The organism is Planktotalea arctica, from assembly GCF_002105285.1.
GTDB lineage: Bacteria > Pseudomonadota > Alphaproteobacteria > Rhodobacterales > Rhodobacteraceae > Planktotalea > Planktotalea arctica.
The window spans coordinates 92,465-112,172 of record NZ_MUHR01000012.1 but is presented as its reverse complement, the minus strand read 5'-3'; the positions used below and the strand labels follow the sequence as shown (position 1 = coordinate 112,172).

Sequence of the window (19,708 nt, the reverse complement as noted above, 5' to 3'; positions counted from 1 at the left end):
CGCGCGCGGGCGGTTTACCTTATCCTTCATGCACGCGCCCCACCCTCTCATTACGGCCTGGTTCACCGATCAAGGCTGGTCGGTTCATCCCCATCAACGCGACATGCTCGCGCGCGCGGATGATCCCGCGACGCTGCTAATCGCGCCGACTGGCGGCGGCAAGACGATGGCAGGGTTTCTACCCACGCTCAGTGAATTGGCCGATGGCACGCATGAGGGGCTGCACACGCTCTACGTCTCGCCGCTCAAGGCATTGGCGGCGGATATCAAACGCAACCTGCGCCGCCCTGTCGAGGATATGGGCCTGCCGATCCGCATCGAGGATCGCACGGGCGATACATCCGCGAGCCGCAAGAAACGCCAGCGCGCGGACCCACCCCATATCCTTTTGACCACCCCCGAAAGCCTTGCCCTGCTGGTGTCCTATGAGGACGCACCGCGCATGTTCAAAGGGCTGCGGCGCATCGTCGTGGATGAAATCCACGCCCTCGGCGAGAGCAAACGCGGCGATCAACTCATGCTTGCGCTGTCAGCTGTTCAAGGGATGTGCCCCGATTTGCGCCGCGTTGGCCTGTCGGCCACCGTAGAGGACCCTGCCGCGATAGCACGCACCCTCGCGCGCCATCCCGATCCTTGCGAGATCGTGTTGGCCGATCCGGGACCTGATCCAGATATTTCCATGCTTGAAATCGCAGAGCCGCCGCCCTGGTCTGGCGGCAATGCAGCCTATTCCATCCCTGCGGTACTAGCACAGATCAAGGCGCATAAAACAACGCTAATCTTTCACAACACCCGCGCGCAGGCAGAAATTTTCTTTCATAATCTGTGGCTTGCCAATGAGGATAGCCTGCCTATCGGCATTCATCACGGCTCGCTCGCGCGTGCGCAGCGCGAAAAGGTCGAGGCGGCAATGGTGCGCGGTGATCTGCGCGCAATTGTGTGCACCGGCTCGCTCGATCTTGGCATCGACTGGGGCAATGTCGACCTTGTGATCCAGATCGGAGCACCCAAGAACGTCAAGCGGCTGGTGCAACGCATCGGGCGCGCCAATCACCGCTACAATGCGCCCTCCAAGGCGCTTTTGGTGCCTGCGAACCGCTTTGAGGTGGTCGAATGTGTCGCTGCGCTTCAGGCGGTGAAAGCGCATGATCTGGACGGCGAGCCGCGCGGCACTGGGCCGCTCGATGTGCTGTGCCAGCATATCTTGATCCGCGCCTGCGCCGGCCCAATCAATCCTCCCGCGCTTTATCGCGAAGTGACCAGCGTAGGTGCCTATAGCGCGCTGAGCCGCGCCGCGTTTGATGACTGTTTCGATTTCTGCGCGACGGGCGGCTACGCATTGCGCGCCTATGATAAATGGAAACGTCTTCAAGAGCGCACAGACGGCACATGGGCGTTGCGCGATCCGCGCGCGGCGCAGCGCATTCGCATGAACATCGGCACCATTCAGGACACCGACACGCTCAAAGTGCGCTTGCAGCGTGCGCGCGGCGGCAAGCCGCTGGGCGAGGTCGAAGAGAGTTTCGCAGCCACCCTGACCCCCGGCGATACCTTTCTGATCGGCGGGCAGATCGTGCGGTATGAACGCCTGCGCGAGATGACCGTAGAAGTGACGCGCCGCGCAGACAAAAAGCCCAAAGTGGCCAGCTATATGGGCACGCGCTTTGCCACCTCTACGCAGTTGAGCCAGCGTATCCTTCGCCTGATGCAACAACCCGAGTGGCCCGAATTGCCAAGCGCCACCGCACAGTGGCTTGCGCTGCAACGCCGCGTCAGCCAGCTACCCGAACCGGGGCGACTTTTGATCGAGAGCTTCGCACATGATCAATACGCGCACACAGTTGTTTACGGATTTGCAGGACGCAACGCGCAGCAAACGCTCGGTCTGTTGCTGTCCAAACGGATGGAGGACTTGGGCTATGATCCGCTTGGCTTTGTCGCGACCGATTATGCCACGCTGTTTTGGGGCCTCAAGTCCGTCACCGATCCACAGGCATTGATGGACCCGCGCGCGCTGGAGCATGGGCTGGAGGACTGGCTTGCTGGTAACACCTTGATCAAGCGTACATTTCGCGCCTCGGCCACCATCGCCGGATTGATCGAACGTAATCTGCCTGCACAGCGCAAGAGCGGACGGCAAGCGACGTTCAGCTCGGATATTCTCTATGATACTTTGCAAAAATACGACCCCGATCACCTTATGTTGCGCATCACTCGGCAAGAAGCACAGCGTGGCCTCGTCGATTTTGGGCGAATCCGTAATATGCTGGAGCGCACACACGGGCGCATCGATTTTCGCCCCTTGCCGCGCGTATCGCCTCTGGCTGCGCCGATGTTTCTTGAAATGGGCCGCGTGCCGATCAAAGGCGCGGCAGAAGAGCGTTTGCTGGCCGCTGAAACCGAACGCTTGATGGCGGCCGCAGGTTTGACGTAGACCCAAGCGCATGAGCCATTACGCCTTTTCCTTTCACGGTGAGTCATTGCATGCTCTGCCCTCGGGCGCGCTTTTCTGGCCCGCGCAAAGCCTGCTGTGTGTCTCCGATTTGCATTTTGGCAAAGCCCAGCGATATGCGACGCGCGGCGGCGGGGCTTTGCCCCCTTATGAGACGCACGACACCTTGCTGCGCCTTGATCACGATATCGCCGAAACAGCGCCAAGCTGCGTAATTTGCCTTGGTGACAGCTTCGACTGCCTTGGCGCGAGCCTTGATCTGGACGGGTCCGCGCGCGATTGGGTGCTGCGCCTTCAAGCCGGACGCAGATGGATCTGGATCGAAGGCAATCACGACCCTGGCCCTGTCGATCTGGGCGGCACGCATGTCACGCAATATGCGTCGGGCCCACTGACCTTTCGCCATATCGCTGCTGCGCAGGCGCGCGGCGAGATATCAGGGCATTACCATCCAAAAATGACGCTTGATCTGAAGGGACGCCGCCTAAGCCGGCGGTGCTTCGCGCTTGATTCCGATCGCATGATCCTGCCAGCCTATGGCACGTACACCGGTGGGCTCGATGTTACTGCCGCACCGCTGGGCACGCTCTTGGGTCCACAGACCCTTTGCATTTTGACAGGTCAAACCGCACAGCCCGTGCCGCGCGCGCGTTAAACTACCTTGTCAGTGGTTTCATCAAGGTCTGGAAGGACGGTCAAACCGGCGGCTTTTACCCCGGGCAGGTAAGTTTTGCTGACGGGGACGCGCATTTCATTTTCTAGTACAACATAGGGTTTGCGCGCGCTCGGCACCCAGCCGCGAATGGCCTCGCTATGCACCCAGTGAGAGCGGTGCACAGTCATTCCGGCCGTGTCATCAAGCTCGCTCACCGCATCGGAAAAACGCATACGCAGGCGATGGCTCTCGGTGCAGGTCTGCACTTCAACAAAATGACCGTCCGCGAAAACGCGAATGATCCTAACACCTGCGGAAATACTCAAACGCTTGGCAAGGCGCGAGGTGACAGGCATTTGAACACTTTCGCTCACAGTTTTATCACCCTGCTCTGCTTCGTCAGCAAGGTTAGGGAACATACGCCGTACGATTACGATAATAAGCATGATGACACTTGCATAGGTCGAAAGCGCCAGATGGCTCGGCCGTTCTAAGGCGCTGCGCATGAAAATATGGGTGAGAAGTTGATCGATCACCCCCCCAATCACACCTGCGGCAAGAACGAAGAACACCAGATTGATGACCAGCGGCGAAAAGCCCGCCAGCAGCGCGCGGCACAACTCGAAAATGACGAAGGCACAAGAAATTGACGCACCCAGCAGCACGACCCAAAGCACGAACAGATTGCCAGCTTGTCCCGTTTGATAAGTTCCAAACGGCCCCGTGTAAGTCGCCAGAACCGCACAAACCAGCCAGATCGCCAATGTGCGCCAATCAAGCACTCGAACGGCCGCGCCGCGTAGCGCAGCGTTGATCTTTTGCACAAGGCCGTCAGAGGTATTCAAAGGCACTTTCACGTAGACCATCCCAGAGCCGCATTCCCCTCGCACTATGGCGTGTGCGAAGAGCTAGCACTATGGGAGAAATATCAATTTTTCCCCAACAAGAGCGAAACAGGTCTATTGATTTTCGCACTGCGCGAGGTTTTCGCGCACCGACCTTATCCTGCCACGGCTCACCGGAATACTCTGCACGCTCGAAAGTTCGAGCTGCTCAAAGCCGTCTTCTCGCAGCAAGCCTGTTGCGCAACAGCCGCGCGGTCAGCCCCCCGATGAACAGCGAGATCATAAAGACAAAGCCGAAGGTCCGCACAAGCGGCGCGGCTCATATTGCGCCAGCACAATGACGCACCAGTGACTCCAACGAACCAAGTCAATGCCGAGTGATAGAGCGGCGATGAAAAGCTAGTAGAGCAATCCGTACCGAGGGCTTTTATGAAACCGCACCCCACACTAGCGTAGGGGATGCGTATTTTAATAAAATGCGGCCCCACAACACAAAGTTGCGGCCCGTGCGACTTAAGCCGTCAAACCTTCCGGCTCGGCCAATCCGTTGGCACGGCAACAGGCGGTCACTGTATTAGCAAGCAGGCAGGCGATCGTCATCGGCCCGACACCCCCTGGAACAGGCGTAATCGCGCCTGCAACTTCGGCGCAGGACGCAAAATCCACATCTCCGACCAGCTTGTTCTTGCCATCGCGCTCGATGCGGTTGATCCCCACGTCGATCACACTCGCGCCTTTCTTGATCCAATCACCCGGCACCATTTCGGGCCGTCCAACGGCCGCCACGACGATATCCGCGCGGCGCACCACATCTTGCAAATCCTTGGTACGCGAATGCGCGATCGTCACAGTGCAGCTATCACCCAGCAAAAGCTGCGCCATCGGTTTGCCCACGATGTTTGAACGCCCAATCACAACTGCATCCAGCCCCGAGAGCGAACCGTGATGCTCACGCAGCATCATCAGGCAGCCAAGCGGCGTGCAGGGTACCATGCTTTTCTGGCCAGTGCCCAGCAATCCCACGTTGGAAATATGAAACCCATCCACATCCTTGGCAGGGCTGATTGCGTTGATCACCAGATCCTCGTCCAAATGACCCGGCAGCGGCAATTGCACCAAGATGCCGTGAATGCTGTCATCATTGTTGAGCGCGTCGATCAATGCCAGCAAATCTGCCTCGGACGTAGCCACGTCCAGCTTATGCTCGACGCTTTTCATACCAACCTCTGTCGTCATCTTGCCCTTGGAGCGCACATAGACCTGCGACGCAGGATCTTCGCCAACCAGAACAACCGCCAAGCCCGGTGTGATCCCGTGGTCCGCCTTCAATGAAGTGACATGCTCGCCCACTTTGCTGCGGACCTTGGCTGCGAAAGCCTTCCCATCAATAATCTGTGCGCCCATCTCGTGCCTCTTCATCTTTCTAAATAAACTTCGGGGGAGTCCATCTTTAATGGACGGGGGCAGCGCCCCCAAACGGGCGGTGCGCGCAGGCGCACCGCAACCTTTTCTTAGAACAAGCCTTCGATTTGTCCATCGTCGTTCAAACGGATATTCTCCGCCGACGGCACGCGCGGCAGGCCGGGCATCGTCATGATCTCGCCGCACACGACGACGACAAAGCCCGCGCCGGCAGACAGGCGCACTTCTCGCACGGGCACAGAGTGACCCGTAGGCGCGCCGCGCAGTGTCGGATCGGTCGAGAAGCTGTATTGCGTTTTCGCCATGCAGATCGGCAGATGGCCATAGCCCTGCTCTTCCCACAATTTCAGCTGATCACGGATTTTCTGATCCGCAAGTACATCATCCGCGCGGTAGATACGCTTGGCGATGGTTTCGATCTTTTCCATCAAAGGCAGATCATCGCGGTAGAGCGGCGAGAACTGCGATGCGCCACTCTCGGCGATTTCGGCCACGCGCGTTGCCAATTCCGCAGAGCCTTCGGAGCCAAGCTCCCAATGGCGCGACAGAATCGCTTCAGAACCTTGCGTGGCCACATAATCCTTCACCGCCTGCACTTCAGCGTCCGTGTCGGTCACGAAATGGTTGATCGCAACAACAACTGGCACGCCAAAGGATTTGAGGTTGCCGATGTGACGCCCAAGGTTCGCGCAGCCCTCTTTGACCGCATCGACGTTCTCTGCGCCAAGGTCGGCTTTTGCCACGCCACCATTCATCTTCATCGCACGCACGGTCGCGACCAGCACAACACAATCAGGCGCAAGGCCCGCTTTGCGGCATTTGATGTTCATGAACTTCTCTGCGCCAAGGTCCGCGCCGAAACCCGCTTCTGTGACGACGAAATCCGCAATCTTAAGTGCTGTCGTCGTCGCGATAACCGAATTACAGCCATGTGCGATGTTCGCGAAGGGACCACCGTGCACAAAGGCCGGGTTGTTTTCCAGCGTTTGCACAATGTTTGGCTGCATCGCATCTTTCAGCAAAACAGTCATCGCGCCTTCTGCTTTGATATCACGGCAGAAAACAGGTGTACGATCGCGGCGATAAGCGACGATCATATCGCCAAGGCGCGTTTCAAGGTCTTTGAGATTATTCGCAAGGCACAGGATCGCCATCACTTCGGAGGCAACTGTGATGTCAAAACCACCCTCGCGCGGAAAGCCGTTTGCAACGCCACCAAGCGAGACATTGACCTGACGCAGCGCGCGATCGTTCATGTCCACAACGCGCTTCCACTGCACGCGGCGAATGTCGATATCCTGCTCGTTGCCCCAATAAATATGGTTGTCCAGCATCGCGGACAGCAGCGAGTGCGCAGAGGTGATCGCATGAAAATCACCTGTGAAATGCAGGTTCATGTCCTCCATCGGAACAACTTGTGCATAGCCGCCGCCTGCTGCGCCGCCCTTCATGCCAAAGTTTGGTCCCAAAGAGGCTTCGCGGATGCAAACAGCTGCCTTTTTGCCAATGCGGTTCAGACCATCACCAAGGCCAACCGTCGTCGTCGTCTTACCCTCGCCTGCAGGCGTCGGGTTGATAGCGGTGACAAGGATCAGCTTGCCGTTTTTGTTGCCCTGAACCGAATTGATGAACTCTTGGGACACTTTGGCTTTGTCGTGCCCGTAGGGCAGCAGGTCTTTGCTTTCGATGCCAAGTTTCAGGCCAATTTCCTGAATCGGCTTCTTGTTCGCTTTGCGAGCGATTTCGATGTCTGATTTATATCCCATAGGTCTTACTTCCTGTTGAAAAGTTGTAGCGGCCTTATTCGGCAGCGATTGTTTGAACAGCCTCGACGCGCACGGCCGAGAATTTGAATTCGGGGATTTTCCCGTATGGATCGATGGCAGGGTTGGTCAGCACATTCGCTGCCGCCTCGACGTAGGCGAAGGGCACGAACACCATGTCTTCGGACACAGCGCGGTCAGCGCGGGCCATGATGTCGATGCTGCCGCGGCGCGTCGTCAGGCGCACCATGCCTCCCGGTTCAACCCCGAGCGCGCGCAGCGTTTTGGGATGAAGCGAGCAATTCGCCTCCGGCTCCATCGCGTCCAGAACCATGGCGCGGCGCGTCATTGAGCCTGTGTGCCAATGCTCCAGTTGGCGGCCCGTGGTCATGATCATCGGATATTCTGTATCGGGCACTTCATCAGGCGCAATAACGGAGGCCGGCGTGAATTTCGCACGCCCGCCTGCACGCGGGAAACCATCCCCGAACACAACCGCCTGACCAGGATCGGTAGGGCTAAGCGAGGGGTATGTGACCGTCTCCGTCTTGAGGCGCTCCCAAGTGATATTGTCGAGCGAGGCCATGACCTGCTTCATCTCGTCAAATATCTGGCTGGCGTCGGTGTAATCCCACGCAAGGCCAAGGCGCTGCGCCAGATCGACGGTGATCTTCCAATCCTCACGCGCCTCGCCGGGGGGCGGCACCGCAGGGCGCACGCGCTGGACTTGGCGGTTGGTGTTGGAGACCGTGCCGTTCTTTTCATAAAGCGCCGAAGCGGGCAGGATCACATCGGCAAAACAGGCGGTTTCGGTGAGGAAGATATCCTGCACCACCAGATGCTCGAGTTTGGCAAACGCATCGCGCGCATGTTCAACATCAGGATCGGACATCGCAGGGTTTTCGCCCTGAATATACATGCCCTTGATATTGCCCGCATAGGCCTGATCGACGATCTCGGTCACGGTCAAGCCGCGCTTGTTGGACCAATCCTCATCGCGCCCCCAAACACCAAAGATGTCCTCGCGCACTGCGTCATCCTCGACAGAGCGATAATCAGGCACGAACATCGGCACCAGCCCCGCATCGGAGGCACCTTGCACGTTGTTCTGACCGCGCAGCGGATGCAGGCCCGTTCCCGGACGCCCCACCTGTCCCGTCATCAGTGCGAGGCTGATCAGGCAGCGCGAATTGTCGGTGCCGTGGATATGCTGGCTCACGCCCATGCCCCAGAAAATCATCCCCGCTTGCGCGCCCGCAAAGGTGCGCGCAACGTCGCGGATCACGTCAGGCGCGATGCCGCAAATGCCTTCCATGGCTTCGGGGGTGAAATCCTTCAGGTGTTCTTTCTCGGCTTCCCAGTTTTCGGTGTAGGCTTCGATATATTGCTTATCGTAAAGCTCTTCTTCGACGATGACGTGCATGATCGCGTTCAGCAGGCTAACATCCGCACCGGGGCGGAATTGCAGCATATGGCTCGCGTGCCGCTTAAGGCCTTGGCCGCGCGGATCCATCACGATGAGCTTGCCACCACGTTTGGTGAACTGCTTGAAATAGGTCGCCGCAACGGGATGATTTTCCACAGGATTGGCACCGATCACAATGGCCACATCCGCGTTCTTGATCTCGTTGAACGTCGCCGTTACGGCGCCCGAGCCGACATTTTCGATCAGCGCCGTCACGGAAGATGCGTGGCACAGGCGCGTGCAATGATCGACGTTGTTGTGCTTGAACCCTTGGCGGATCAGTTTCTGGAACAGATAGGCCTCTTCATTGGTGCATTTGGCACTGCCAAAGCCCGCAACCGATTGGCCGCCGTGCGCTTGGCGCAGCTTCGCGAGGCCGCCTGCCGCATGGCTCATCGCCTCTTCCCAACTTGCTTCGCGGAAATGCGTCAGCACGTTGCCCGGATCAACATTTAGGCCCTTTGCAGGCGCATCATCGCGGCGGATCAGCGGTTTGGTCAGGCGGTGTTCGTGATGAATGTAGTCAAAGCCAAAGCGCCCTTTGACGCAAAGACGCCCCTCGTTCGCAGGGCCATTGATGCCCTCGACATACTTGACCTTGCCGTCTTTCACCTTGAGCGAAACCTTGCAGCCCACGCCGCAGAACGGGCAGACACTTTCCGTTTCGCTATCGAAATCCTTGCTGTCACCAACTTGCGCCGCGTCCACCACGGTTGCCGGCATCAAAGCGCCCGTCGGGCAGGCCTGAACGCATTCCCCGCAAGCGACGCAGGTGCTATCGCCCATAGGATCGGCCAGATCGAAGGTTGGATAAGAATTCTGACCACGCCCCGACATGCCGATCACATCATTAACCTGAACTTCACGGCAAGCGCGCACGCACAGACCACATTGTATGCAGGCATCAAGGTTAACGGACATGGCGACATGAGAGTTGTCGAGCAGCGGGATGCAGCCCTCTTCGAGCTTGGGAAAGCGGCTCTGATCGATGCCATTGGCCTCGGCCATATCCCACATATGAGAGGACTTATCGTGCGAGACCTCGCGCTCGGGCATGTCGGTCAGCAGCATTTCCACGACCATCTTACGCGCAGATTCCGCGCGGTTGGAGTTGGTAGTAACGACCATCCCCTCGCTCGCTTCGCGAATACACGATGCGATCAAAGTGCGCTCGCCCTCGACCTCGACCATGCACGCACGGCAGTTGCCGTCGGGGCGATATCCCGGTGCGGGCTTGTGGCAAAGATGCGGAATAACAAGGCCACGACCGTTCGCGACTTCCCAGATCGTCAGGCCCTTGTCGGCCGTGACCTGCTTACCATCCATGATAAATGTGATTTGATCAGTCATGTCTTACACCTCATCCGCGAAATGTTTCATGGTCATCCGAATGGGGTTCGGCGCAGCTTGGCCAAGGCCGCAAATGCTCGCGTCGCCCATGGCGTTGCACAGTTCTTCAAGCAGCGGTTGATCCCACGTGTCGGCCTGCATCAGCTTGACGGCCTTTTCGCAACCAACGCGGCAGGGCGTGCATTGACCGCAGCTTTCATCCTCGAAGAAACGCAGCATATTGAGCGCCGCGTCGCGCGCGCTGTCTTGATCCGAAAGGATCACAACGGCAGCAGAACCGATGAAGGTGCCGAGCGGTTGCAGCGTGTCGAAATCCATCGGAACATCGTTAATGGATGCAGGCAGAAGGCCAGCAGAGGGGCCGCCGGGCTGATAAGCTTTGAAGGCGTGGCCCTCCAGCATACCGCCAGAGGCGTCAATCAAATCCATGATTGTGGAACCCGCAGGCAGCAAATGCACACCGGGGTTATTCACGCGGCCAGAAATCGAATAGCTGCGCAAACCTTTGCGGCCATTCTTCTCTGTGGAGGACAGAATCTCTGGGCCTTCGCGCACGATGCGCGCGACCCATTTCAACGTCTCGACGTTATGCACCAGCGTTGGCCGCCCAAAGATACCGACCTGCGCCACAAAGGGCGGACGGTGGCGGGGCAAACCACGCTTGCCCTCGATGCTCTCGATCATCGCGCTTTCTTCGCCGCAGATATAAGCGCCCGCGCCGCGACGTAGATCAATGTAACCCTTCGCAACCAAACCAGCCTCTTCCAGCTTGGCGATTTCTACAGCCAAGATATGCAAAACCGCAGGATATTCGTCGCGCATGTAGATAAAGCAGGTTTCCGCCTCGACCGCCCACGCCGCGATCAACATCCCCTCAAGGAAGAGATGCGGTGTGCGCTCCAGATAATAGCGGTCTTTGAATGTGCCCGGCTCGCCCTCGTCGCCGTTCACGGCAAGGTAGCGCGTGCCAGCATTTGCGCGCACAAAGCCCCATTTCTTGCCGGATGGGAAACCCGCCCCGCCAAGGCCGCGCAGGCCAGCGTCCATCACAGTTTCCTGAACCTTTTCCCAATTGCCGCTTTCGCGCAGGGATGTCAGGGAGGCATAACCACCTGCGGCCACGTAGGCGTCGAAGCCTTCATAATCAGGAATGCTCGCATGCGTATGGTTCGCGGCAATCGCCGCCTGCACCTTTTCGGGCGTGGCGTGGTCAATGTGGTGATGCCCCAGCTCCAACACAGGCGCGGTATCGCAGCGGCCCATGCACGGCGCGCGCAGCACGCGCACTTCGGCAGGATCTAACCCGCTTTCAAGTGCAGACTTGAGCGCCTGCGCACCAGCAAGTTCGCAAGATAGAGAATCGCAGACACGGATCGTCAAAGCGGGGGGAGGCGTCTCGCCCTCCTTCACCACATCGAAATGCGCATAAAAGGTAGCGACCTCGTAAACCTCGGCCATGGAAAGGCGCAGTTCCTCGGCCAGAGCGCGCAAATGAGCGGCACTAAGATGGCCATATTCATCTTGGATCAGGTGTAGGAATTCGATCAACAAATCCGCGCGGCGGGGGCGATCGCCCAAAAGCGCGCGCACGTCGTCCCATGCTTGGTCCTCGAGCTGGCGGCCCTTGGGCGTGTGACGCCCCTTGCCTTTGCCAGATTTCCAAACGCCTTTGCGATCATCCAACGCCATATGCGCACCCTCCCAAGCGGCACACTGCGTGCCGGACATCCTTTGCCCTTCCTACGCCATGCGAGTGCATACAATCGCTCATTCAAGACAGGAAATGACGCAAAAACGGAATCGGCCCTGCGCGCGAGCGCTGGAGGTTTCACTTCGGAAACAAAAACGCCCCACAGCTTTCACTGCGAGGCGTCAAGATGGATGCTAATAACCGTGCCTTATTCGGCGACGACGGACTCCAGATAGGCAAAGATGTCTTCGGGGTTCTTGACGCGCTGCTTGGCCATTTTCGCTTTGGCTTTGCTGTCATCGAGATATTCCACGAGGAACCCCTTGGGATCGGCGATATAGGCGCTGAATGTCTCAGCGTCCCACGTCAGGCCTTTTTCGCCCGCTTCGACGATGGATTGGCCGTATTTGAAATCTTCGCCTGCGCCTGCTACGCGGCCAGGAAGACCATAAAGGTTGGGGCCAGTCTTGCCGCCTTTATAAATGACGTCATCGCCATTTTTGATCATATGGCAGGATTTGCATTTCTTGAAAGCCTTTTCGCCGGCTTCGATATCGACCTCTGCAAAGGCAGGGGCGGCGAAAACGGTGGCGGCAAGAAGCGCTGCGTATTTGAAGCTCATGGTGATCTCCTTGAAAGGTTTGATCTTTGGTTAAGTCTGTCTTTGGGTAAATAAGGATTCCCCATCAGGATCAAGGTCCAGCGCCCGCCAAGTTGACGCAGGCTGCGATATGTCGCGCAAAGGTGATCAGTGCTTTGGGCGCGCCTTAGCCCAATTCACGCCATGCGGGTTGATCAGGAATATGCAGCCTGAGGCGCATTCCAAGCATGAGCGTACCCACCTGCTCGACATAGGCCGTGACGCCGCGCCGCCCCTTGGCCGCGGCTTTGAACCCTTTGCCAAGGCCAGGATTTTCCAACTCGATAAAGGGCGCGGGCAGATGGCAGGGACGGTTCTCCATATCAACGACAAGGCCCGGACCACCCTCGCCAATCAGCCGCGAGGCGGGGGGGACATGGCTCCAATCGGGGATGCCTCTTATCACCAGCGACGCGCCGATCAGACGCGGCGCAAGCGTGCTAAGCCCCATATCGGCCGCGATCAATGCAAGCTCTTCCTCGGACACAACAGAAAGCTGGCGCGCATTCTTGATATCCGTGTGGCGCGGGTATTGCTGAATGACGCGGCTGCACGAAGGCCGCGTCAGCCCTGCGTGAAACTCGGCCTCATACCCTGCCAGAGTAAGGGGCATTTCTTCAAGCGCGGTCGAGGTCAGATCAGCGCCGCTATCCTTGACCGAGCCGAGCCAGACCACTTCGCCGTAAAATTTGGTTGGTTTCAACGCGGGCATGTCGCTCTCCTGAACAGATATATTGCGAACATGCGCTGACGCGCAGTTGCAATCAATGCACAATTTGAGAGGTATGCTATCAGCGCCGTAAATGAAAAACCCCGGCGCCTGGCCGGGGTTTTCGTGGTGTTTCGTAAGTTTAGGCCGTCGGCTCCGGTTCCATTCCGCCCGTGGGCTTGGCCCGCGGTTTGGTCTTGGGAATGGCCGTCACGCTGGGCGCGTTGCCTTGATCGGGCGTGTTGCCCTCATCCGGGCCTGCGCTTGGCGTTTCGCCGTTCATGACGCGCTTGATTTCATCGCCTGTGAGCGTTTCATATTCCAGCAAGCCTTGCGCGAGGCGCTCCCATTCTTCGTTCTTTTCGGTCAGAATGCGGTGCGCTGTGACGTAGGCCTCGTCGATCATGCGCTTCACTTCGCCCTCGATCAGCTCTTTCGTTGCTGCAGAGATAGAGAAGCCGCCAGCACCGTTGCCATTATAACCTTCGTGCGCTTGCTCGTAATCAATGTTGCCCACCTTGTCGGACATGCCCCAGCGCAGAACCATCGCACGCGCCAGACCAGAGGCTTGCTGGATGTCGCCAGCAGGGCCGTTGGACACATTGTCGGCGCCGTATTTGATGATTTCAGCGGCTTTGCCCGCCATAGTCATCGCCATTTTCTCTTCGCATTCAGAGCGATGCCAGTTGAGGCGATCAATCTCAGGCAGGGAGACAACCATGCCCAAAGCACCACCGCGCGGGATGATGGTTGCCTTGTAGACCGGATCACACTGCGGCAGCGACATGCCGACAACGGCGTGACCTGCCTCGTGATAGGCGGTCTTTTCCTTTTGATCGGCAGTCAGGACCATCGATCGACGCTCTGCGCCCATCATGACCTTGTCTTTGGCTTGTTCGAAATCCTCCATGGTCACAAACCGTCGCCCGACGCGCGCAGCCATAAGCGCCGCCTCGTTCACGAGGTTGGCAAGATCCGCACCCGAAAAGCCGGGCGTGCCGCGCGCAATAATGCGCATGTCGGCGTCAGGGCCAAGGGGCGTTTTGCGCGCATGCACGTGCAGAATTTTCTCGCGGCCTTTGATGTCTGGGTTTGGAACCGTGACCTGACGGTCAAAGCGGCCAGGACGCAACAAGGCAGGATCGAGCACGTCGCGGCGGTTGGTGGCCGCGATGATGATCACGCCCTCGTTGGCTTCAAAGCCATCCATCTCGACGAGAAGTTGGTTGAGGGTTTGCTCACGCTCATCGTTACCGCCACCATAACCGGCACCGCGATGACGACCGACCGCGTCGATTTCGTCGATAAACACGATGCAAGGCGCGTTCTTTTTCGCCTGCTCGAACATGTCGCGCACACGCGATGCACCCACGCCAACGAACATCTCGACAAAGTCCGAACCGGAAATCGTAAAGAAGGGGACACCCGCCTCGCCCGCAATTGCGCGCGCAAGCAGCGTCTTACCCGTGCCTGGAGGGCCGACAAGCAGCGCGCCCTTGGGGATCTTACCGCCAAGGCGCGAGAATTTCTGCGGGTTGCGCAGGAATTCTACGATCTCTTCAAGCTCTTCTTTCGCTTCGTCGATGCCAGCCACGTCGTCAAACGTCACGCGGCCCGACTTTTCGGTGAGCATCTTGGCTTTGGATTTGCCAAAGCCCATCGCGCCACCCTTGCCGCCGCCTTGCATGCGGTTCATGAAATAAATCCACACACCGATCAGCAAAAGGAAGGGCAGAAGCGACAGGATGAAGGTCTGGAAACCGGACTGCTCCTGCTGCTCCGCGCGCACTGCGACGTTTTGATCGATCAGAAATTCGGATACATTCGCATCCGACGGCTTGATCGTCACATAGTCATTACCGTCCGATCCGCGAAAGCGGATGCGTTCGCCATCGAGCGTCACGTTCGTGACACTGCCTCCATTCACAGAGGTGACGAACTCGGAGTAGCTCATTTCACGGCTCTGCATCGCGGCATTGTTGCCGCTAAAGAGGTTGAATAGCGCCAAGATCAGTAAAAATAGAACGACCCAAAAGGCGATGTTTCGTGCGTTACCCAACGACACTCTCCTTAATATGACTTTGGCGCATGCCCTAGCACGGCGCTGTTAGGGTTAAAATAGACACATCGCACCAATGTTCAATGAAGCGCGGCACTCTATTACGGTCAATTCGCCATTTAAGAGAAATATGAGCCAATACTGGCCGATGAAACGCTTGTGGAGCGGGTGAATTAGAGCTTGGAAGAAATGACGCCCGTCGCAAAACCGCCCATGCGCAATTCACCGAAAAGGCGCTGGTATTCAATTTTGGGGCAGCGATCCTGGATCACATCGATGCCTTTGGCTTCGGCCATGGCCGCCGCGTCAGCATGCTGCACGCCGATTTGCATCCAAATAGTCTTGAGCGCGGGCAGATGGAGCAGCGCATCCTGCACGATCTCGGGAACTGCTTCGGGGCGGCGAAAGATATCCACCATATCGACAGGTTCGGTGATTTCGCTCAGATGCGCGCGAATGGTCTGGCCAAACAATGTCTTGCCCGCATGCCCGGGATTGACGGGGATCACGGTGATCCCGCGCAGCCCCAGATAACGCGCGACGAAATAGCTGGGGCGCACGGGATTAGTGGAAACGCCAACCACCGCCACCACTTTGGTGCGCGTCAGAATGCGGCGTAGATGTTGGTCTGAATAGCTCATACGCCATTCAACGCAAATTCACCTGCCATGCAAAAGAAAAAAGCGCCCACAGGCGGGACAGCCCGGGGCGCGAGTGTGGAACGAGGGACAGTGAAGCGACACACAATGTTCCGTTCTGCGTGTCTCTGCTATACGATGTAGGTACGCTTTTCCCCGCTTAAAGGCGCGTTCAGAATTTCGTGAACGCTCGGCAATAACTTGCTCATGGAAGAGCGGGCCGAGAGGTTCAGACCTAAGCCGCCAGCGGCGCCGCCAAGCCCGGTGCCGCCCCGGCAAAGCTCACATCATTCCAATCCAGCCCTGTTGCCGCGACAGTGATGATAGGCTCTTGATCGGCGAGGCCATCCGCTTCCAGCAGCACAGAGACTTGCGTTTCCCCCGCCGCGCTATCCTCAACCATTTGCGCCGTGCTTGCCGCATAGGGTCCGCTCGCAGTAACGTCGCGCGCGCCTACAGGATAAGCGAGCAAACCACTGCTCGTGATCACTGCAGGGCGGAACCTATCTCCCTTAACCGCCTGTTATGGGCATGACGGCACTTCGCTGAGGCTCCCATTGGAGCACCTCAAAACCGCGCCCTCGATAGAAACAATCGCGCATTAGCATAAATGAAATCGGTTCAAACCGACAGATAAGTATCACGAATTTCCGGATTGGCTTGCAGATCAGCAAGGCTGCCCTCGTATTTAGCAATGCCGCTTTCGATGATCAGCACACGGTCCGCAACCGCCTGCGCAAAATGTAGGTTCTGCTCGGAGAGAAGCACGGTCAGCCCGTCTTTCTTAAGCCGCAAAATCACCCGCACCATTTCCTCGACGATCACTGGCGCGATCCCCTCGGAGGGCTCGTCCAGTAAAATCAGGCTAGGATTGCCCATAAGCGTGCGTGCAATGGTGAGCATCTGCTGCTCTCCGCCCGACAACTCCTTGCCACGGTTCGTGCGCCGCTCCGCAAGGTTAGGGAACATATCGAACAGCATCTCTTCAGACCATGTCACCGTCCCCTCGCGCGCAGGCTGGCGGCCCACCTCAAGGTTTTCCATCACGGTAAGGTCGGTGAAAATGCGCCGCTCTTCGGGCACGTATCCCAGCCCCATTTTAGCGACCTTATGGGGCGGCATGCGCGTGATGTCTGCACCTTGAAACGCGACCGATCCCGTTTGCGGAACAACCAGCTGCATCACAGATTTCATCGTCGTCGTCTTGCCCGCGCCATTGCGCCCGAGCAGGGCAACCACCTTCCCGCGCTCCACGCCAAAGCTCAGATCATTCAGCACATGCGCCTTGCCGTAAAAGCTGTTGATGCCCTTGATTTCAAGCATTCGCGCTCTCCCCGTCATGATTGAACAGCGTACCGCCCCCAAGATAAACCTCGCGCACGCGTGCATCCTCGCGAATGTCCTCGACCGAGCCATTTGCGATCAATTGCCCGCGATTAAGCACCATAACGCGGTGCGCATGGGCGAAAACCACGTCCATATCATGCTCTGTAAACAACACGCTCACGCCGCGACGTTCCACGATCTGCGCGGTGAGTTCCATCAATGCGATCCGCTCTTTCGGGGCCATGCCTGCGGTGGGTTCATCCATCAGCAAAAGCATCGGATCATGTGCCAGTGCAATCGCCAGTTCCAAGCGTTTGAGATCACCGTAGGCCAGCACCGCGCAGTGGCGCTCCGATTGATCCTGCATGCCGACAAGGGCCAGCAGCTCCATCGCTGCGTCGCGATACATCAAATGTGCGCGCACTAAGAACGAATAGATCTTACGATGATGCGAAATCAGCGCCATTTGCACGTTCTCGATCACCGTCATCGACGCATAGGTCCCCGTAATCTGGAAGGTTCGCCCCACCCCTTTGCGCCAGATTTGGCGCGGTTTAAGACCTGCGAGGCTTTTGCCATTAAGCTTTACCGTGCCAGAGGACATTTTAAGCTGCCCCATGAGCATGTTGAAACAGGTGCTTTTGCCTGCGCCATTCGGGCCAATCAACGCCAGCAATTCGCCCTTTTGCAGATCGAAGGACACATCATCCAGCGCTTGAATCGCCCCGAACGCCTTACTAAGACCCTGCACTTCAAGAACCGCACTCATGCTTGGTCCTCCCGCTTCATCAACCCGATACTTTCGGCCCATTTGCGCAAGGTGCCTGCTATGCCGTCCGGCGCGACGATCACCACGAAAATGATGAGCAGACCCAGCAGCAGCCGCCAGTATTCAAACCGCGTGATATAATCCTTCGCACCCTCCAGCGCCGCGCCGCCAACAACGCCGCCTGCAAGGGTCTTAACACCGCCAAGGAAGACCACGATCAGCGCATCGAAACTGCGGGCGATTTCCAACTCGTTCGGGAAAATCGAGCCTTTGGAAAAGACGAACAACCCCCCCGCGATTCCCGCCATTGCCCCTGCAAACCCAAAGGCCACCCACTGCACGTGCTTGGTGTTGATCCCTGTCGCTTCTGCCTGCCTTTGACTGTCTCGCGCGGCGCGCAGAGCATAACCAAAGGGCGAATGCGCGGTATGGCGCAGCATGATGATACCTCCGATGCACAGCACCATGGCAAGGTAGTAAAACGTCGTCGTCCCGCTCGCCCATTCAGACGGCCAGATATCCACAAGGCCATCATCGCCCCCCGTAAGATCGCCCCATTGAAAGACAAGCGACCAAAGAAGCTGCGCAAAGGCAAGCGTGAGCATGGCGAAATAAACACCAGTCAGGCGTAGGCAGACCCAGCCGAAAATGATCGCCGTCAGGCCAGCCGCCAATGGCGCTAGGATCAGCGCAAGCTCCATGGGTGTGCCAGCATAAGTGACCAGCAAAGCCGCCGCATATGCGCCGCCCCCGAAGTAGGCCGCATGACCAAAAGACACGAGCCCGCCGAGGCCTAAAAGGAAATGCAAGGACGCTGCGAACAGGCAGAAAATCGCAATATCGGTCAGAAGGACCAGCGTGAAGCTATCGCCTAGCAACGGTAGAACCGCCAAGGCACCAAGGCCCGCCAGTACAATCATCCGCGCGGTTTGACCTGCGGGTTTGATCGGGCGTTCAGGCTCGCCCACTTGCCCATGCTCGCCCGCAACCTCCTCGCGGCCGAACAGACCGAAGGGGCGGAAAATGAGGACAACGACCATAACAACGAACATCAGCGCCAGCGTGGATTGCGGCAGGTAATTCACGCCGAACACGTTCAACACCGAAATCAGCACCGCCGCCACATAGGCCCCCGGCAAGGAGCCCATACCCCCAATCACCACAACCACAAAAATCGCGCTGAGGATGTTGAAATCCATCAGCAAATCAGCGCCGCCTTTGGGCAATTGCACCGCGCCTCCAAGACCTGCCAAAGCGCAGCCCAGAAAAAAGACACCCGTGAACAGCCACGCCTGATTGACACCCAACGCACCAACCATTTCACGGTCCTGCGTTGCGGCGCGCACCAAAATGCCCATGCGCGTTTTTGTGATCAGCCACCAGAGCGCAAAAGCCACGAAAGGCGTCAAAGCAATGAGGGCGAGGTCGTATTTCGGCACGGGTTCCCCCATGATCCGTATAATCCCCTTAAGGCCAGGCGCGCGCGGGCCGAGCACATCGTCGGCGCCCCAGACCAGCAAGGCGAGGTCTTGGATCACGAGGATCACGCCAAAGGTCGCAACCAGTTGGAACAATTCCGGCGCTTTATACACGGGGCGCAGGACGAGCATTTCGACAATGATGCCGATCACCCCAACAACCAAACCCGCCAAGAGGATCGAAGTCCAAAACCCCCACGCGCCCGGCAAGACCTGCATGAACGAATAGCCCACATAGGCCCCGAGCATATAGAAGGAGCCATGCGCGAAATTCACGATGCGCGTGACGCCGAAAATGAGCGACAGCCCAGAGGCCACCATGAAGAGCGCACTTGCGTTGGCAAGGCCCGTGAGGATTTGCGCGATGAAGAAACCCATGGTTCACCCTCGAAATTTGAGATGAGAACGGCCCGCCTGCAAAGCGGACCGTATCCCGAATTTTCTAGA

At 58.0% G+C, this 19,708-nt stretch carries 15 protein-coding genes; 2 read left to right on the top strand and 13 right to left on the bottom strand.

Features of this window, described 5'->3' with window-relative positions:
- Positions 1-28: 28 nt before the first annotated feature.
- Both B9P63_RS12930 and pdeM read left to right on the top strand, forming a co-directional pair.
- Entirely contained in the window at positions 29-2,434 is a 2,406-nt protein-coding gene (locus tag B9P63_RS12930) for a ligase-associated DNA damage response DEXH box helicase (RefSeq protein WP_085309453.1), read from the top strand.
- Positions 2,435-2,444: 10 nt separating this feature from the next.
- Positions 2,445-3,107, top strand: coding sequence for a ligase-associated DNA damage response endonuclease PdeM (gene pdeM / locus B9P63_RS12925; protein ID WP_085309452.1), 663 nt, complete (start codon positions 2,445-2,447; stop codon positions 3,105-3,107).
- On the opposite strand, the gene B9P63_RS12920 is transcribed toward pdeM, so the two are convergent.
- The 13 genes from B9P63_RS12920 to B9P63_RS12860 all read right to left on the bottom strand — a co-directional run bounded on the left by B9P63_RS12920 (position 3,104) and on the right by B9P63_RS12860 (position 19,639).
- Positions 3,104-3,973, bottom strand: a complete 870-nt coding sequence (locus B9P63_RS12920; protein WP_085309450.1) for a LytTR family DNA-binding domain-containing protein — start codon at positions 3,971-3,973, stop codon at positions 3,104-3,106. The genes pdeM and B9P63_RS12920 overlap by 4 nt on opposite strands.
- 492 nt (positions 3,974-4,465) lie before the next feature.
- Complete coding sequence (gene folD, locus B9P63_RS12915) at positions 4,466-5,356, bottom strand: bifunctional methylenetetrahydrofolate dehydrogenase/methenyltetrahydrofolate cyclohydrolase FolD (protein ID WP_085309447.1); 891 nt, start codon at positions 5,354-5,356, stop codon at positions 4,466-4,468.
- A gap of 107 nt (positions 5,357-5,463) precedes the next feature.
- Positions 5,464-7,140, bottom strand: coding sequence for a formate--tetrahydrofolate ligase (locus tag B9P63_RS12910; protein ID WP_085309445.1), 1,677 nt, complete (start codon positions 7,138-7,140; stop codon positions 5,464-5,466).
- 34 nt (positions 7,141-7,174) lie between these two features.
- Positions 7,175-9,952: a formate dehydrogenase subunit alpha gene (gene fdhF, locus B9P63_RS12905; protein WP_085309443.1), complete on the bottom strand. Its 2,778-nt coding sequence runs from the start codon at positions 9,950-9,952 to the stop codon at positions 7,175-7,177.
- Positions 9,953-9,955: 3 nt separating this feature from the next.
- Positions 9,956-11,641 (bottom strand): NAD(P)H-dependent oxidoreductase subunit E, encoded by a 1,686-nt coding sequence (locus B9P63_RS12900; protein ID WP_085309592.1) that lies wholly within the window; start codon positions 11,639-11,641, stop codon positions 9,956-9,958.
- Positions 11,642-11,850: 209 nt separating this feature from the next.
- Positions 11,851-12,264, bottom strand: coding sequence for a c-type cytochrome (locus B9P63_RS12895; protein ID WP_085309441.1), 414 nt, complete (start codon positions 12,262-12,264; stop codon positions 11,851-11,853).
- 145 nt (positions 12,265-12,409) lie between these two features.
- Positions 12,410-12,994 carry an MOSC domain-containing protein gene (locus B9P63_RS12890; RefSeq protein WP_085309439.1) on the bottom strand — a complete coding sequence of 195 codons (585 nt, stop codon included), beginning with the start codon at positions 12,992-12,994 and terminating at the stop codon, positions 12,410-12,412.
- Positions 12,995-13,133: 139 nt separating this feature from the next.
- Entirely contained in the window at positions 13,134-15,050 is a 1,917-nt protein-coding gene (ftsH, locus tag B9P63_RS12885; protein ID WP_085309437.1) for an ATP-dependent zinc metalloprotease FtsH, read from the bottom strand.
- Between the two features lie 173 nt (positions 15,051-15,223).
- On the bottom strand, positions 15,224-15,691 hold the full coding sequence (locus B9P63_RS12880; protein WP_085309435.1) for a CoA-binding protein: 468 nt from the start codon (positions 15,689-15,691) through the stop codon (positions 15,224-15,226).
- Between the two features lie 232 nt (positions 15,692-15,923).
- A complete protein-coding gene (locus tag B9P63_RS12875) occupies positions 15,924-16,178 on the bottom strand; it encodes a hypothetical protein (protein ID WP_085309433.1) in 255 nt (84 codons plus the stop codon).
- Between the two features lie 131 nt (positions 16,179-16,309).
- Complete coding sequence (locus B9P63_RS12870) at positions 16,310-17,011, bottom strand: ABC transporter ATP-binding protein (RefSeq protein WP_085309431.1); 702 nt, start codon at positions 17,009-17,011, stop codon at positions 16,310-16,312.
- A complete protein-coding gene (locus B9P63_RS12865) occupies positions 17,004-17,783 on the bottom strand; it encodes an ABC transporter ATP-binding protein (RefSeq protein ID WP_085309429.1) in 780 nt (259 codons plus the stop codon). The genes B9P63_RS12870 and B9P63_RS12865 overlap by 8 nt, the downstream gene beginning before the upstream one ends.
- Positions 17,780-19,639: an ABC transporter permease gene (locus B9P63_RS12860; protein ID WP_085309427.1), complete on the bottom strand. Its 1,860-nt coding sequence runs from the start codon at positions 19,637-19,639 to the stop codon at positions 17,780-17,782. Before B9P63_RS12860 ends, B9P63_RS12865 begins: the two co-directional genes overlap by 4 nt.
- Positions 19,640-19,708 lie beyond the last annotated feature (69 nt).

What these genes read in the sequence shown, in the direction of transcription:
- pdeM (WP_085309452.1), top strand. Translation starts at nt 2,445, where the DNA reads ATGAGCCATTACGCCTTTTCCTTTCACGGTGAGTCATTGCATGCTCTG.
- B9P63_RS12920 (WP_085309450.1), bottom strand. Translation starts at nt 3,973, where the DNA reads ATGGTCTACGTGAAAGTGCCTTTGAATACCTCTGACGGCCTTGTGCAA.
- B9P63_RS12870 (WP_085309431.1), bottom strand. Translation starts at nt 17,011, where the DNA reads ATGCTTGAAATCAAGGGCATCAACAGCTTTTACGGCAAGGCGCATGTG.
- B9P63_RS12860 (WP_085309427.1), bottom strand. Translation starts at nt 19,639, where the DNA reads ATGGGTTTCTTCATCGCGCAAATCCTCACGGGCCTTGCCAACGCAAGT.
- B9P63_RS12880 (WP_085309435.1), bottom strand. Translation starts at nt 15,691, where the DNA reads ATGAGCTATTCAGACCAACATCTACGCCGCATTCTGACGCGCACCAAA.
- B9P63_RS12865 (WP_085309429.1), bottom strand. Translation starts at nt 17,783, where the DNA reads ATGAGTGCGGTTCTTGAAGTGCAGGGTCTTAGTAAGGCGTTCGGGGCG.
- B9P63_RS12890 (WP_085309439.1), bottom strand. Translation starts at nt 12,994, where the DNA reads ATGCCCGCGTTGAAACCAACCAAATTTTACGGCGAAGTGGTCTGGCTC.
- B9P63_RS12895 (WP_085309441.1), bottom strand. Translation starts at nt 12,264, where the DNA reads ATGAGCTTCAAATACGCAGCGCTTCTTGCCGCCACCGTTTTCGCCGCC.
- B9P63_RS12930 (WP_085309453.1), top strand. Translation starts at nt 29, where the DNA reads ATGCACGCGCCCCACCCTCTCATTACGGCCTGGTTCACCGATCAAGGC.
- B9P63_RS12910 (WP_085309445.1), bottom strand. Translation starts at nt 7,140, where the DNA reads ATGGGATATAAATCAGACATCGAAATCGCTCGCAAAGCGAACAAGAAG.
- B9P63_RS12900 (WP_085309592.1), bottom strand. Translation starts at nt 11,641, where the DNA reads ATGGCGTTGGATGATCGCAAAGGCGTTTGGAAATCTGGCAAAGGCAAG.
- fdhF (WP_085309443.1), bottom strand. Translation starts at nt 9,952, where the DNA reads ATGACTGATCAAATCACATTTATCATGGATGGTAAGCAGGTCACGGCC.
- folD (WP_085309447.1), bottom strand. Translation starts at nt 5,356, where the DNA reads ATGGGCGCACAGATTATTGATGGGAAGGCTTTCGCAGCCAAGGTCCGC.